This is a genomic window from Streptomyces sp. NPDC016640 (assembly GCF_043076215.1).
In the GTDB taxonomy this organism is placed as follows: Bacteria; Actinomycetota; Actinomycetes; order Streptomycetales; family Streptomycetaceae; genus Streptomyces.
Genome location: NZ_JBIBRG010000001.1, coordinates 492,750 through 506,695, shown reverse-complemented (window position 1 = coordinate 506,695; position 13,946 = coordinate 492,750). Strand labels below are relative to the sequence as shown.

Below are 13,946 nucleotides of genomic sequence, written 5' to 3'. Positions count from 1 at the left end.
CACCCCGGAAGGAACGCCAGTCATGGCCATGGACGCCATCTCCGTCATCCGCACCAAGCGGGACCGCGGCGAACTCAGCGACGAGCAGATCGACTGGGTCATCGACGCGTACACCCGCGGGGAGGTGGCCGACGAGCAGATGTCGGCCCTCGCCATGGCGATCCTGCTCAACGGCATGAACCGGGGCGAGATCGCCCGCTGGACCGCCGCGATGATCGCCTCCGGCGAGCGCATGGACTTCTCCTCGCTGTCCCGCCCGACCGCCGACAAGCACTCCACGGGCGGCGTCGGCGACAAGATCACCCTCCCGCTGGCCCCCCTGGTGGCGGCCTGCGGCGCGGCCGTCCCGCAGCTGTCGGGCCGTGGCCTCGGCCACACCGGCGGCACCCTGGACAAGCTGGAGTCGATCCCCGGCTGGCGCGCCCTGCTCTCCAACGAGGAGATGCTGCACGTCCTGGACACCACCGGCGCGGTGATCTGCGCGGCGGGCGACGGCCTCGCCCCCGCCGACAAGAAGCTCTACGCCCTGCGCGACGTCACCGGCACGGTCGAGGCGATCCCGCTCATCGCCTCCTCGATCATGTCCAAGAAGATCGCCGAGGGCACCGGCTCCCTGGTCCTGGACGTGAAGGTGGGCACCGGCGCCTTCATGAAGACGATCGAGGACGCGCGCGAGCTGGCGCGGACGATGGTCGGCCTGGGCACCGACTCCGGAGTGAGGACGGTCGCCCTGCTGACCGACATGTCGACCCCGCTCGGCCTGACCGCCGGCAACGCCCTCGAGGTCCGCGAGTCGGTGGAGGTCCTGGCCGGCGGCGGCCCGGCGGACGTCGTCGAACTGACCCTGGCCCTGGCCCGCGAGATGCTCGACGCGGCCGGCGTCAAGGACGCCGACCCGGCGAAGGCCCTCGCTGACGGCTCCGCCATGGACGTCTGGCGCCGCATGATCACCGCGCAGGGCGGCGACCCGGACGCGGAACTGCCGGTGGCCCGCGAACAGCACGTGGTCAAGGCCCCGTCCTCCGGCGTCCTGACCCGCCTGGACGCCTACGGCATCGGCGTCGCCGCCTGGCGGCTCGGCGCGGGCCGCGCCCGCAAGGAGGACCCGGTCCAGGCGGGCGCCGGCGTCGAACTCCACGCCAGGCCCGGCGACACGGTCACCGAGGGCCGGCCCCTCCTGACCCTCCACACGGACACCCCCGAGCGTTTCGCGTACGCCCTGCAGGCGGTGGAGGGTTCGTACGACATCGCGGCCCCCGGCACGGGGTTCGCCGCCTCGCCGGTGGTGCTGGAACGTATCGCCTGACCTGGAGTTTCCCCGATCGGGTGAACGGGACCGGTGGACCCCCACTGGTCCCGTTCGGCATGCTGGACTCGGTGACGCAACGATTGGAGACCGCCGTGAGCGCACTCACCGTGAGCCAGGACCCCGAGCAGAGCTGGGACGACCTCGTCCGGTTCTGGGAGGAGATGGATTGGCCCGAGGGCAGCAAGGTGGAGATCATCGAGGGGATCATCACCGTGTCACCTGCTCCCGCGTACCGTCACAACTTGATCGCGGAAAGTATTCAGCGTCGTCTTTACTCGGTGATGCCAGAGGACTGGGGCATCTTCCAGACGCTGGCGATCGCCGTGCCCTCGCGCATGGGCATGCTCATCCCAGATCTTGTGGTGGCCCCAAGGCGCGACCACACGGAGTCGGACACCCACATCCCCGCCGCCCTGGCCGAGCTGGTCGTCGAGGTCACCTCGAAGTCCAACGCCCGTGACGACCGCGTCGGCAAGCCCGCCGCCTACGCCGGCGCGGGCATCCCGCTGTACCTCCTCGTCGACCGCTGGGCCCCCGACGGCCCGGCCGTGACGCTCTACGGTGAACCGCAGGGTGACGTCTACCGCCCCTTGAGCACGGCGAAGTTCGGTGAGCCGATCAAGCTCCCCGCGCCCTTCGACCTCGTGATCGACACCGCGGAGTTCCCCGAGACCTGAGTCACCCCAGCAACGCCGCGACCACCACCAGCACGGGCACCGACAGCACCGTCGACACCAGGATCGCCTCGCGGGCCAGCTTCTCGCCGACGCGGTAGCTGCTCGCGTACGTGAAGAGGTTCTGCGCGGCCGGCAGCGCCGACGTCACCACCACGTCCAGCAGGTGCGTCCCGCGCAGGTCGAAGACGCCCACCGCCAGTGCCCAGGCGACCAGCGGCTGCCCCACCGCCTTCAGCGCCACGGCGAGCAGCACCGGTCCCCGCTCGCCGCCCCGCAGGGGCATCTCGCTGCCCCGCAGCGAGATGCCGAAGGCGAGGAGCACGGCGGGGACGGCCATGTTGCCGATCAGGGTCACCGGGTCCCAGACGGGCCCCGGTATCCCGATGCCGGTAGCCGACACCGCCACCCCCGCCAGCGACCCCACCGCGATCGGATTGCGCAGCGGCGTCAGGATCCGCCGCCACAACGGCTGCTTCTCGCCCGACGCCGACAGGTCGAGGATCGTCAACGCGACCGGCGTCACCCCGACCAGCTGGAACAGCAGCACCGGGGCCACGAGGGAGGCGTCCCCGAGGACGTACACCGCGATCGGGATGCCCAGGTTGCCGGAGTTGACGTAGCTGGAGCACAGGGCGCCGATGGTGGTGCGGCCCACTCCCCAGCCGCGGGCCACGCCCACCGCCGCGAAGACGCCGGCCACCGCCGCCGTGCTCAGCGCGGTCACCAGCAGCCGGCCGGAGAAGACCACCGACAGGTCGGCCCGGGCGAGCGTGGTGAACAGCAGGGCCGGGGACGCCACGTGGAACGCCAGTCCGGTGAGGACCTCGCGGCCCTGCGCGCCGAGATGTCCCCGCCGGCCGATGACGTAGCCGACGCCGATGACGACGGCGATCACCAGGAAGCCGCTCAGCACCCCCTGCACAGCGGCTCCTCGCGGCGGCGAGGGGCACCGGACACCGGGGGCGGGGAAGATCTGTGGCGCATACAGCCAACCCTCCGGGGAAGGACGCGCCCAGGTCAATGTGATCCTCGCGGCGCCGGCCGGCCCGCACCGGCGCCGCGATGAGTTACGCGTTCCTGGCCGGTCTACCGGTCGTGGACGCCAAGACACCGCCCGTACTCGTGATCAGCGGCCCCCTCACCCGGGACGAGGTGAGCGGGCCCTGCGACGCGCTGCGGGCCCTGCTGGACAGCGGTGGCGGCGGATCGGGCGGGGTGGTCGTGTGCGACGTCGGCGGCCTCGGCCCACCCGGGCTCGCCGCCGTGGACCTGCTCGCGCGGCTCCAGCTCACGGCACGGCGGGCGGGGGGACGGATCCGGCTGCGCGATCCCTCACCTGCCCTGTGCGCCCTGCTCGGTCTCATCGGCCTCCGCTTCGAGACGGAGGGGCAGCCCGAACAGCGGGAACCACCGCTGGGTGTCCAGGAAGCAGTGGAACCCGGTGATCCGGTCGTCTGAGATCTCCAGTGCCTGCACCGCCCACGGGACGAAACCGCCGGTCTCCGGGTCGGGCTTGTACTGCGCGAACCCCGGCAGGCCGTTGACCTCCACCGGCACCAGCCGCGAGCCCGCGCACGGGGCCCCCAGCGTCGTCATGAAGCCCGTGATGTCCTCGCTGCCGGTCAGCCACAGGTCGAACGGCGGCATCGTCATGATGGCGTCCTCGGCCAGCAGCGCGGTCAGCGCGGACATGTCGTAGCCCTCGAACGCCGCCACATAGCGCTCGAGCAGCTTCTGCTGCCCCTCGTCCAGCGGGTCGGAGACGGACGCGTCGGCGCCCGGCTGCCGCCGCTCGGCGAGGGTCGCCCGGGCCCGCTGCAGCGCGCTGTTGACCGACGCGACCGAGGTGCCCAGCAACTCGGCCACCTCGCTCGCCTTCCAGGCCAGCACCTCGCGCAGGATCAGCACCGCCCGCTGCTTGGCCGGCAACTGCTGCAGGGCGGCCATGAAGGCGAGCCGCACCGACTCCTTGGCGACCGCGGCCTCCGCCGGGTCGGCGGGGGTGGGCAGCACCCGGGAATCGGGCATCGGCTCCAGCCAGGTGTTGTCGGGGCGGGGCGACAGGGCCGCCCGCGCCAGCGGGGTGGAGTCCGTCAGGTCCATCGGCCGGGCGCGCTTGTTGCCCGCCGTCAGCATGTCCAGACAGACGTTGGTCGCGATGCGGTAGAGCCAGGAGCGCAGACTGGAGCGGCCCTCGAACCTGTCGTAGCTGCGCCAGGCGCGGACCAGCGTGTCCTGCACCGCGTCCTCCGCCTCGAAGGAGGAGCCGAGCATCCGGTAGCAGTACCCGGTCAGCTCGACGCGGTGCGCCTCCAGCCTGGCGTCCAGGTCGGTCGTCGCCGTGCCGTCTGTCGCCGTGCCGTTCGTCATCGTCCACCCACCCCATGTGGCGTCTATCGGGGCGCGCCATCGCACCCGGCACTTCGGAAGCTACCCCAGCCCACTGACAACGGCCCCTCGGCCGCGCGAAAGCACAGGTCAGGGTGGTGTTCGGCACCGTCGCCCCCGCGCCGCACGGGACCACCGGCCGTGGTGGTGCCACCGGGAAGCCCCTCGCCCCGCCGTCCTTCCCCGCCCCCGTCCCGTCCCCAAGCGTTTCGTCCCGGACCCCCCTGTCGGCCTTCGGCCTTCGGCCCCGGCCTCGGTGTCAGACTTGGTACCGGCCTCGGCACCGGCCTCGTCCTCGGACGCCGGACGGGCTCGATTCAGCCCTCCCGGCGTCCGAGGAGCGGGGAGCCAGGGGGCAGGGCCTCTGGACCGGCCGGTTTCACGCGGTCGCGAGGCGCCGCTCCACCCGGGCCGCCCGGGTGCCGGCCAGCGTGATCGCCGCGACGCCGGCCACCGCCACCAGGCCGACGCCGACCGTCCCGGCCCAGCCGCTCGCGTGGAAGGCGAGCGCGCCCGCCGTGCTGCCCGCGCTGGAGCCGACGTAGTAGGCGGACTGGTAGAGGGCGGAGGCCTGGGCGCGTCCCTCGGTGGCGGTCCTGCCGACCGCCGAGGACGCCACCGCGTGCCCCGCGAAGAAGCCCCCGGTGATCAGCACCAGGCCCAGCAGGACCAGCGGCAGGGAGCCCGCCAGGGACAGCAGCAGACCGGCCGCGGTGGTTCCGCCGGCCGCGTACAGCGCGCCCCGGCGGCCCAGCCGCCCCACCAGCCGTCCCGCCGCCGACGCCGAGACCGTGCCCACCAGGTAGACGAGGAAGATCGAGCCGACGATGCCCTGGGGGAGCGAGAACGGCGCCTCGGTCAGTCGGTAACCGATGACCGTGTAGACGCCGCCGAACACCGTCATGAACAGCGCGCCGATCGCGTACAGCCGCCGCAGCAGCGGGTTGGCGAGGTGGTCGCGGACGGTGCGCGCCAGGACGCGCGGCCGCAGCGAGCCCGGCCGGAAGTGCTTCGGCGCCGGCAGCAGCAGCCGGAAGGCCACCGCGCACGCCACCGCCACCACGCCGATCACCCCGACGGCGACCCGCCAGCCCCACTCCTGCGCCACCCAGCCGGTGATCACCCGGCCGCTCATCCCGCCGACGCTGTTGCCGGCCACGAACAGCCCGATCGCGGTCACCAGCGCCTTGGGCGTGACCTCCTCCGCGAGGTACGCCGTCGCCGACGCGGGCAGTCCGGCCAGGGCCGCGCCCTGGAGCGCCCGCAGCGCCACCAGCCAGCCCAGCGACGGGGCGAGGGGCACCAGCAGCCCGACGGTCACCGCGACGGCCAGGGACGCCGTCATGACCGCACGCCGCCCGTAGCGCTCCGACAGCGCGCTCATCGGGAGCACGAACACCGCCAGGGCACCGGTCGCCGCCGCCACCGTCCAGCTCGCGTCGCCCGCGCTCACCGCGAAATCGGCGGAGATCATCGGCAGCAGGGCCTGGGTGGAGTACAGCAGCGCGAAGGTCGCGACGCCCGCGAGGAACAGGGCGAGACTCATCCGGCGGTAACCGGGACCGCCGGGAGACATCCGGGTCCCGGCGGGGGACGGGGCGGGGGACACGGATGCGACGGCGTCCACGCTGGTGGACGCCCCGGTACTGGCGGGAGTCATGCTTCGAAGCTACGGACGCCCCCGCTCATCCGTCCAATGCACGGAATTGCCATAATCGTTCCCATGGCGCATGAGCACAGGTCACACAGTCGCCTGTCACGGACCGGTGACACACACGACACGGCGGACATGGCGCGGCTGCTGGCACCCCGCCTCGCCTACTTCGCCGGAGTCGCCCGCACCGAGCACGTCACGCGTGCCGCCCAGGAGATGCAGGTCCCGCAGTCCACCCTGTCCCGGGCCATGGTCCGCCTCGAACAGGACCTGGGGGTCGACCTCTTCGCCCGGCACGGCCGCACGGTCTCGCTCACCCCCGCCGGCCGCACCTTCCTCACCTCCGTCGAACGCGCCCTCGCCGAGGTCGAACGCGCCGCCGACGAGGTCCGCGCCGACGCCGACCCCGCCACCGGCAAGGTCGCCTTCGGCTTCCTGCACACCATGGGCGCCGAGACCGTGCCCGGCCTGCTGCACGCCTTCCGGGCCGACCACCCCCGCATCCGCTTCAGCCTCGTGCAGAACTACGGCGAGGCCATGCTGGAACGCCTCCGCGCGGGCGAACTCGACCTGTGCCTGACCTCCCCGGTGCCGGACGCCCCCGACCTCGTCGCCCGCCGGCTCGACGAGCAGAAGCTGCGCCTGGTCGTCCCCGCCGACCACCGCCTCGCCGGCCGCCGCCGCATCCGTCTGGCCGAGGCCGCCGACGAGACCTTCGTGACCCTGGAACCCGGCTACGGGCTGCGCCGCATCACCGACGACCTCTGCGCACAGGCCGGTTTCAGACCCCGTATCGCCTTCGAGGGCGAGGAGGCCGAGACCCTGCGCGGCCTGGTCGCCGCCGGCCTGGGCGTGGCCCTCCTGCCCCCGCCGGCCTTCCCCCGCCCCGGAGTGGTGGAACTGACCGTCACGGCCCCGAGGGCGGCCAGGGAGATCGGTGTCGCCTGGCTCGCCGGCCGCCCGGACACGCCCCCGGTGGCAGCCTTCAAGAAGTTCCTGCTCTCCAAGAGGGGCACCCTGCTCCCGGCGTGAGGAGGGCCGGCTCGCTCCCGGCCCGGGGGCAGCGCCCCCGGGGACGCGGGGAACCGCGCGGCGGGCCGCCGGCGGCCCGTGGTCGCGGCAGGGCGTCCGGCCCCGCCGGCGTCACCGCCGCAGGGACGTGCCGAACCCGGCCGCCAGCGGCATCCGCAGCCCCAACGGCGGAGGCGCCGCCAGGGCATCCCGCACCGGCCGCGAGAACGCCCGCCCGAACAGCGCCCCCATCACGAAGTCCTCGGCCAGCGCCAGCACTTCGTCCCGGTACTGGTTCAGCCCGTGCCCGTCCCCGTGGACCTCGAACCGGCACACCTCCCGGTTCGCCTTCTTCGCCCGCGCCGCCAGCCGGAACGACAGCTCCGGATCGGTCCGCGCGTCGTTCGTGCCGTGCACGATCAGCACGCGCCGCCCGGTGAGCTGTTTCACCGGTTCGGGTGGCGCCGCCACGTCCTCCTCCGGCAGCCAGGGGGCCAGCGCCAGCACGGAGTTGACGGCCTCGTGGCCCCCGGCGCGCAGTGCGGCCCTGCCGCCCATGCCGAGACCGGCCAGGCACACGGGGACGTCCCCGTAGCGCCGTACCGCCTCGTCGGCGGCCCACGCGGCGTCGCGGGCGAGGTGTGCCTCGCTGCCGTTCCAGCCCCGGTAGCGGTAGTGGACGACATGGGTGGCGAGACTGTGCTCCCGGGCCGCGCGGGTGAGACGGCGTCCCAGTCCGCGTACGGAGGCGGCCGCCACCACGGGGGTCGGTCTGCGGCCGGAGACCTCCTCGCCCCCGGGGAGCAGCAGGACCACACCGCTCACCGCCGTCGGCCCGGGGCCGAGAGCCCTTCCCAGCCGGGCCCTGCGAACCGGCGTCGCTTGCTGTGCCATGACAGAACAGTGTCAGAAGCACGGGTGTACACCACCCGTCCGCGGGGTCACCGTTGCGTATCGACGACAGGGCGCGCCGGGCGATCTACGCGCGTAGGAGTTAGGGTGCGGAAATGACGAGCCAGGCCAATGCGAACATCCCGGACACGGACCGGATCCGCCGGGCGCCCAAGGTCCTGCTGCACGACCACCTCGACGGCGGACTGCGCCCCGGCACCGTCGTCGAGCTGGCCCGTGAGAACGGATACCCCCACCTCCCCGAGACCGACCCCGGCAAGCTCGCCCTGTGGTTCGGGGAGGCCGCCGACTCCGGTTCCCTGGAGCGGTACCTGGAGACGTTCTCGCACACCGTCGGGGTCATGCAGACCCGGGAGGCCCTGGTCCGGGTGGCCGCCGAGTGTGCCGAGGACCTCGCCGAGGACGGTGTCGTCTACGCCGAGGTGCGCTACGCCCCCGAGCAGCACCTGGACGGCGGACTGACCCTGGAGGAGGTCGTCGAGGCGGTCGGCGAGGGCTTCCGCCGGGGGGAGCGGCGCGCGAGGGAGAACGGCCACCGCATCCGGGTCGGCTCCCTGCTCACCGCGATGCGGCACGCCGCCCGCTCCCTGGAGATCGCCGAACTCGCCAACCGCTACCGGGACCTGGGTGTCGTCGGCTTCGACATCGCCGGCGCCGAGGCCGGCCACCCGCCCACCCGGCACCTCGACGCCTTCGAGTACCTGAAGCGGGAGAACAACCACTTCACCATCCACGCCGGCGAGGCGTTCGGGCTGCCGTCCATCTGGCAGGCCCTGCAGTGGTGCGGCGCCGACCGGCTCGGACACGGGGTGCGCATCATCGACGACATCCGGGTCCGCGACGACGGCACGGTCGAACTCGGCCGGCTCGCCTCCTACGTACGGGACAAGCGCATCCCGCTGGAGCTGTGCCCGAGCTCCAACCTCCAGACCGGCGCGGCCGCCTCGTACGCCGAGCACCCCATCGGGCTGCTGCGCCGGCTGCACTTCCGGGTCACCGTGAACACGGACAACCGCCTGATGTCCCACACCAGTATGAGCCGGGAATTCGAGCACCTTGTCGACGCATTCGGTTACACGCTCGACGACATGCAGTGGTTCTCCGTCAATGCGATGAAATCAGCGTTCATTCCTTTCGATGAACGTCTGGCCATGATCAATGACGTCATCAAGCCCGGATATGCGGAGCTGAAATCCGAATGGCTGTTCCGGCAGACCTTCCCCACCAGCGATTCTGTGGTGACGGAGGACTGATCGGGAGCGTCCGGGGGAATCGGAAACACGGGCGGTATTCACAAACCGTCCGCATTTCGGGGTTTGCGGCGGAGGGGGCCTGATGTTTACCGTCACGGCACCGCTCACATCCCCGTATCCCATTTCGAGGACGTATTTCATGAAGCAGTCTGCTGCCAAGACCCTCGGTGTCGCCGTGCTCGGTGCCGCCTTCGCCGCCGCCGGCGCGGGCGCCGCCAACGCGGCCCCGGCCGCCCCGGAGGCCGCCCCGGCGCTGGACACCGTCACCCGGGCCGTCCCGGCGGAGAAGCTGTCGGGTGCGCTGCCGGGCTCCGGCCAGGCACTGGCGGCGGGCCAGGAACTGGCGGGCACCGGCATGGCGACCGCGCGGCCGGCCGCCGGGCAGCTGGCCCCCGAGGTCCCGGGCGCCGGCCTTCTCGGCGGCCTGCCGCTGCAGGGACTGCCCACCCAGGGCCTCACCGTCAACGGTGTCCCGCTTGGCGCCTGATCCACCCCGGCGGAAACCCGCCGATGGGGCGCACCCGGACTCGGGGTGCGCCCCATCGGCGTACTGGGGGGACGACTTCCGCTCGGCGGGGAGACGGCCCCCGCTCGGTACTCGGGGAGACGGTGCCGCGCGGGCCTACCAGGCCGTTCGCGCCTTGCTTTCCGAGGGCAACAGGACCCACAGCGCCAGGTACAGCAGGAACTGCGGGCCCGGAAGCAGGCACGAGGCCAGGAAGATCACCCGCATCGTGGTCGCGGAGGTGCCGAAGCGCCGGGCCAGCGCGGCGCACACTCCGCCGATCATGCGGTCGTCGGTGGGACGGGCGAGGCGGCTCATGACGGCTCCTTCGTGAGCGGTGCGAGGCTGCCTGACCGGCTGCCTCCGTGCACTCCACGCTACGGAGACGAAGGGGGCAGAGCGTCGCTCCACGGGGCGATCCCGACCCTGGCAATCGTCGGGGTCCTACCCTGAGCCGGCTCCTCGGGGAAGACGGCGGTGACGGACTCCGCCACGGCCCGGCGGCACAGCCGGGTGCGGCCCGCGGGCACCATGGCGGCATGCGCGAGCCCCGCGCCCACGGTGTTCAGGAGCAGCGAGTCCACGTCCACGACCTGCCCCGGCACCGCGGTCTGCAGCATCTCGACCGCCAGCGACACCAGGGCGGTCGCGGCCATGGTGCGGATCAGCGAACCCAGCCGCGAGACGACCAGCCGGCCCCCGGCCAACGGCAGCAGCACACCCAGCGGCGCGAGCAGCGCCAGCCCTTCGCCGACCCGGCGCAGACCTTCCACCCAGCCCAGCGCGAAACCGGCCCGGATGCCGTCGAAGGGCCGCAGATTGGCGGGCATCACCCAGGGGACGTCCAGCGGGCGCAGCGTGAACCAGGCGACCAACGCGAGATACGCGGCCAGGAGGAGACCTCCTGTCACACGGATACGGATCGCGGCGGTGCCGACGATGAAGCCTTGACGCTGCACGCCCCCCAAGACGCGGCGTCCCCCGCGATCGGTTCCGGGACGTCACCCGTTCGGCGGATGAGGCATGCGCCACAGTACGGCGCCCCGCGCGGGCCGGCCCCGCGGGCCCCCTCGCACGCTCACGGCGCGGGCCACCCCGCGTGCCCACCGTGCGGGTCACCCCGCGTGCCCACCCCGCGTGCCCACGGCGCGTGCCCGTCCCGCGGGACCGCCGTGCGGCTCAGTTCCCGGTGGTCTCCGAGGACGGCGGCTCCCCGTCGTCCGGGCGGGAGCGGACCTCGTCCGTGCACTCGTAGCGGCGCGGCCGGCCGTCGTCGGGGCCGCCCAGGATCACCGAGCCGTCACCCTCGGCCGCCGCCGAGTCGGAGAAGGTGCACACGATCTGCGCGAGGCCCGAGGAGGCGAGGCCGCCCGGCGCGGTGCTCAGCCGCAGCGTGTCCTCCGGATCGCCGGGCCGCGGACCGCTCACACTCGTCCCACCCGGCACGCGCGTGGTGTACCCGGCCTCCTGCTCGGCCGCCGACGGCTGCCGGGACAACTCGTCCAGCAGTCCCTGCGCCACCACCACGCGCCGCGAGTCCGCCGTCCCGTCCGGCAGCCGTACGGTCCGGTCGAGGGCCACCAGCGACGATCCGCACAGCAGGAACACCCGTACCGGCAGTCCCCGCCCGGCCTGCGTGGACACCTCGGGCTCGGCCGGCGAACAGCGCACCCGCGAGGGCGCCGGACCGAAGTCGGTCGGCACCTCCGTGGCCCGGATCCCGCAGCCGGCGAGCAGACCGCCGAGCACGCCGACGGCCGTCAGCAACGCCGTCCGCCGCCCGGCCCCCCGGCCCACGCTCCCGCGTCCCGTGTTCATCAGGCGTCCCCCTCGGCGCCCTCGTCCCCGGCGTCCCCGGTCTCCTCCGCGGGACTCTGCGCGGACACGTCCCGCGGCAGCCGCAGGGTGAACACGGCGCCGCCCTCCGGGGAGTTGGCCGCGGTGATCTCACCGCCGTGGATGTGGGCGTTCTCCAGCGCGATGGACAGGCCCAGGCCGCTGCCCTCCGAACGCGGCCGGGAGGCGCTGGCCTTGTAGAAGCGGTCGAAGACATGCGGCAGGACCTCCTCGGGGATGCCCGGCCCGTGGTCCCGCACCTCGATGACCACCGTGCCTCCCTTCCCCGCGCCCCCGTCCCCGTCCGCGGCCTCCTCCCGCACCGCCACCCGCACCGGCGAACCGCCGTGCTTGAGCGCGTTGCCGATGAGGTTGGCCAGGATCACGTCCAGCCGGCGCGGATCGATCCGGGCGTGGATGCCGCGCTCGGCGTCCAGGTCGACCGCGTCCAGCCAGGCGCGCGCGTCGATGCAGGCGGTGATCTGGTCGACGACGTCGACGTCGTCGAGGACCAGCCGGGCGGTGCCCGCGTCGAAGCGGGTGACCTCCATCAGGTTCTCGACCAGGTCGTTCAGCCGCCGGGTCTCGCTGACCACCAGCCGCACGGCGGGCTCGATCATCGGATCGATGCCGCCGCCCTCGAACTCCAGCTCCTCCTCCAGGACCTCGGTCACCGCCGTGATCGCGGTCAGCGGGGTACGCAGCTCATGGCTCATGTCCGCCACGAACCGGCGGGAGGCCTCGTCGCGCGCGGCCATGTCCGCCACCCGCTTCTCCAGCGCCTCGGCCGCCTTGTTGAACGTCCGTGACAGATCCGCCAGTTCATCGGTGCCCGACACCCTGAGCCGGGTGTCCAGCTTGCCCTCGCCGAGCCGCCGGGCGGCCGCCCCGAGCCGCTGCACCGGCTTCAGCACCGTCGTGGCGGCGGCGTGCGCGAGCAGCGCGGAACCTATCAGCGCGAGCCCGGTGGCGATCCCCAGCGACCAGGCCAGCGAGTTGAGGTCCTTGGCCTCCGGCTCCAGCGACTTCAGCATGTAGCCCGTCGGCCCGCCGCCGATCACCCGCGTCCCCGCCACCAGGTAGGGGGCGTCACCGTCCGCGATCCGCTGCCAGTACAGATGGTGCGGGTACCTGTTGTTCGACGTGATCCTCTGCCGCTCGGTCACCGCCTCGCGCAGCGAGACCGGCACGTCCCGCAGCGAGAAGCCGCTCAGCCCGCCCGAACTGCCGTACACCGTCCGTCCGTCCGCGTCGTCGGCGACCAGCAGCACGCTGAAGCCCTGGCCGCTGTTGGCCATCCGGCCCGCCGTACGCTGCAGCTCGTCCTGCGTCGGGTGCTCGGGAAGCGCCCCGGCCCGGTTCTGCATCTCCTGCTCGAAGTCGCGCAGCACCGCGTCCTGCGCGCGGGTCAGCACGGACTCGCGGTTCAGCCAGTACGCGATGCCCGACGCGGACACCGCGGCGGTGAGCGCGACCAGTCCGAACACCACGACCAGCCGCAGCCGCAGGCTGGTGAACCGCAGCCGTGACCGGACTCCCCTGCGCGCCGCGGACCAGCCGCGGGCCTCCCCCCGGTGTTCCCGTGTCACTGAGGCGGATCCAGCCGGTAGCCGACGCCGCGCACGGTACGGATCAGCGTCGGGGACGACGGCACGTCCTCGACCTTGGCGCGCAGCCGCTGCACACAGGCGTCCACCAGACGCGAGTCGCCCAGGTAGTCGTGCTCCCACACCAGCCGCAGCAACTGCTGCCGGGACAGCGCCTGGCCCGGCCGCCGGCTCAGCTCCAGCAGCAGCCGCAGCTCGGTCGGCGTCAGCTGGAGGTCCTCGCCGTTCTTCGTCACCGTCATCGCCGCACGGTCGATGACCAGGCTGCCGAAGGTCGCCGAGTCACTGGACTCCCGCTCCCCGCGACGCAGCACGGCCCGGATCCGGGCGTCGAGCACCCGGCCCTGCACCGGCTTGACCACGTAGTCGTCGGCGCCGGACTCCAGACCGACCACGACGTCGATGTCGTCGCTGCGCGCGGTCAGCAGGATGATCGGCAACTGGTCCGTGCGCCGGATGCGCCGGCACACCTCGAATCCGTCGATGCCGGGCAGCATCACGTCCAGCACGATCAGATCCGGCCGCTGCTCACGCAGCAGTTTCAGACCGTCCTCACCACTGGCAGCGGTCGCCACCCGGTGGCCCTGGCGCGTCAGCGAGAGCTCCAGGGCCGTCCGGATGGCGTCGTCGTCCTCGATCAGCAACAGGGAAGGCACGGGCTCATTCTGGCCCATGGAGGGCTCCCCGTTCGACCCGTGGGCGACAGATGCCCATTGGGCCCGCATACGTGGCGCTACGTGCACCGACGGCTGTGAAGGATCTGTGCCCCCGGGGTGCCCGTCCCCTGTGACAGC

The 13,946-nt window shown here is 72.9% G+C and carries 14 protein-coding genes and 1 pseudogene; 6 read left to right on the top strand and 9 right to left on the bottom strand.

The genetic code is table 11. The annotated features are described in order from the left end of the window. Nucleotides 1-28: 28 nt before the first annotated feature. Nucleotides 29-1,306, top strand: coding sequence for a thymidine phosphorylase (locus tag ACF07S_RS02375; protein WP_391973329.1), 1,278 nt, complete (start codon nucleotides 29-31; stop codon nucleotides 1,304-1,306). Between the two features lie 95 nt (nucleotides 1,307-1,401). Further along, nucleotides 1,402-1,986 carry a Uma2 family endonuclease gene (locus ACF07S_RS02370; protein ID WP_391973240.1) on the top strand — a complete coding sequence of 195 codons (585 nt, stop codon included), beginning with the start codon at nucleotides 1,402-1,404 and terminating at the stop codon, nucleotides 1,984-1,986. A gap of 1 nt (nucleotide 1,987) precedes the next feature. On the opposite strand, the gene ACF07S_RS02365 is transcribed toward ACF07S_RS02370, so the two are convergent. Further along, nucleotides 1,988-2,908 carry an AEC family transporter gene (locus tag ACF07S_RS02365; protein WP_391973239.1) on the bottom strand — a complete coding sequence of 307 codons (921 nt, stop codon included), beginning with the start codon at nucleotides 2,906-2,908 and terminating at the stop codon, nucleotides 1,988-1,990. A gap of 140 nt (nucleotides 2,909-3,048) precedes the next feature. Here ACF07S_RS02365 and ACF07S_RS02360 point away from each other — a divergent pair. After that, nucleotides 3,049-3,297: pseudogene (locus ACF07S_RS02360) on the top strand (hypothetical protein); the annotation flags it as partial. A gap of 21 nt (nucleotides 3,298-3,318) precedes the next feature. On the opposite strand, the gene ACF07S_RS02355 reads toward ACF07S_RS02360, so the two are convergent. Further along, the gene (locus ACF07S_RS02355; protein WP_391973238.1) at nucleotides 3,319-4,356 is read right to left on the bottom strand and encodes a sigma-70 family RNA polymerase sigma factor; all 1,038 of its coding nucleotides are present in this window, start codon (nucleotides 4,354-4,356) and stop codon (nucleotides 3,319-3,321) included. Between the two features lie 397 nt (nucleotides 4,357-4,753). Next, entirely contained in the window at nucleotides 4,754-6,034 is a 1,281-nt protein-coding gene (locus tag ACF07S_RS02350) for an MFS transporter (RefSeq protein ID WP_391961636.1), read from the bottom strand. Between the two features lie 63 nt (nucleotides 6,035-6,097). Between ACF07S_RS02350 and ACF07S_RS02345 the strand changes: the two genes are divergently transcribed. Beyond that, nucleotides 6,098-7,060, top strand: coding sequence for a LysR family transcriptional regulator (locus ACF07S_RS02345; protein WP_391973237.1), 963 nt, complete (start codon nucleotides 6,098-6,100; stop codon nucleotides 7,058-7,060). A gap of 111 nt (nucleotides 7,061-7,171) precedes the next feature. Here ACF07S_RS02345 and ACF07S_RS02340 read toward each other — a convergent pair whose 3' ends face one another. Continuing rightward, nucleotides 7,172-7,933 (bottom strand): alpha/beta hydrolase, encoded by a 762-nt coding sequence (locus tag ACF07S_RS02340; protein ID WP_391961634.1) that lies wholly within the window; start codon nucleotides 7,931-7,933, stop codon nucleotides 7,172-7,174. Nucleotides 7,934-8,046: 113 nt separating this feature from the next. Between ACF07S_RS02340 and ACF07S_RS02335 the strand changes: the two genes are divergently transcribed. Beyond that, nucleotides 8,047-9,204: an adenosine deaminase gene (locus ACF07S_RS02335; protein ID WP_391961633.1), complete on the top strand. Its 1,158-nt coding sequence runs from the start codon at nucleotides 8,047-8,049 to the stop codon at nucleotides 9,202-9,204. 139 nt (nucleotides 9,205-9,343) lie between these two features. Further along, complete coding sequence (locus ACF07S_RS02330; RefSeq protein WP_391961632.1) at nucleotides 9,344-9,691, top strand: ATP-binding protein; 348 nt, start codon at nucleotides 9,344-9,346, stop codon at nucleotides 9,689-9,691. A gap of 135 nt (nucleotides 9,692-9,826) precedes the next feature. Here ACF07S_RS02330 and ACF07S_RS02325 read toward each other — a convergent pair whose 3' ends face one another. From ACF07S_RS02325 to afsQ1, 5 genes are all read right to left on the bottom strand, one after another. Then, the gene (locus ACF07S_RS02325) at nucleotides 9,827-10,027 is read right to left on the bottom strand and encodes a PspC domain-containing protein (protein ID WP_391961631.1); all 201 of its coding nucleotides are present in this window, start codon (nucleotides 10,025-10,027) and stop codon (nucleotides 9,827-9,829) included. A 59-nt stretch (nucleotides 10,028-10,086) separates the two neighbouring features. Then, complete coding sequence (locus ACF07S_RS02320; protein ID WP_391961630.1) at nucleotides 10,087-10,668, bottom strand: VanZ family protein; 582 nt, start codon at nucleotides 10,666-10,668, stop codon at nucleotides 10,087-10,089. A 220-nt stretch (nucleotides 10,669-10,888) separates the two neighbouring features. Then, a complete protein-coding gene (locus tag ACF07S_RS02315; protein WP_391961629.1) occupies nucleotides 10,889-11,527 on the bottom strand; it encodes a hypothetical protein in 639 nt (212 codons plus the stop codon). After that, nucleotides 11,527-13,134 carry an ATP-binding protein gene (locus ACF07S_RS02310; protein WP_391973236.1) on the bottom strand — a complete coding sequence of 536 codons (1,608 nt, stop codon included), beginning with the start codon at nucleotides 13,132-13,134 and terminating at the stop codon, nucleotides 11,527-11,529. Before ACF07S_RS02310 ends, ACF07S_RS02315 begins: the two co-directional genes overlap by 1 nt. After that, nucleotides 13,131-13,808 (bottom strand): two-component system response regulator AfsQ1, encoded by a 678-nt coding sequence (gene afsQ1 / locus ACF07S_RS02305; RefSeq protein ID WP_006133375.1) that lies wholly within the window; start codon nucleotides 13,806-13,808, stop codon nucleotides 13,131-13,133. Before afsQ1 ends, ACF07S_RS02310 begins: the two co-directional genes overlap by 4 nt. Nucleotides 13,809-13,946 lie beyond the last annotated feature (138 nt).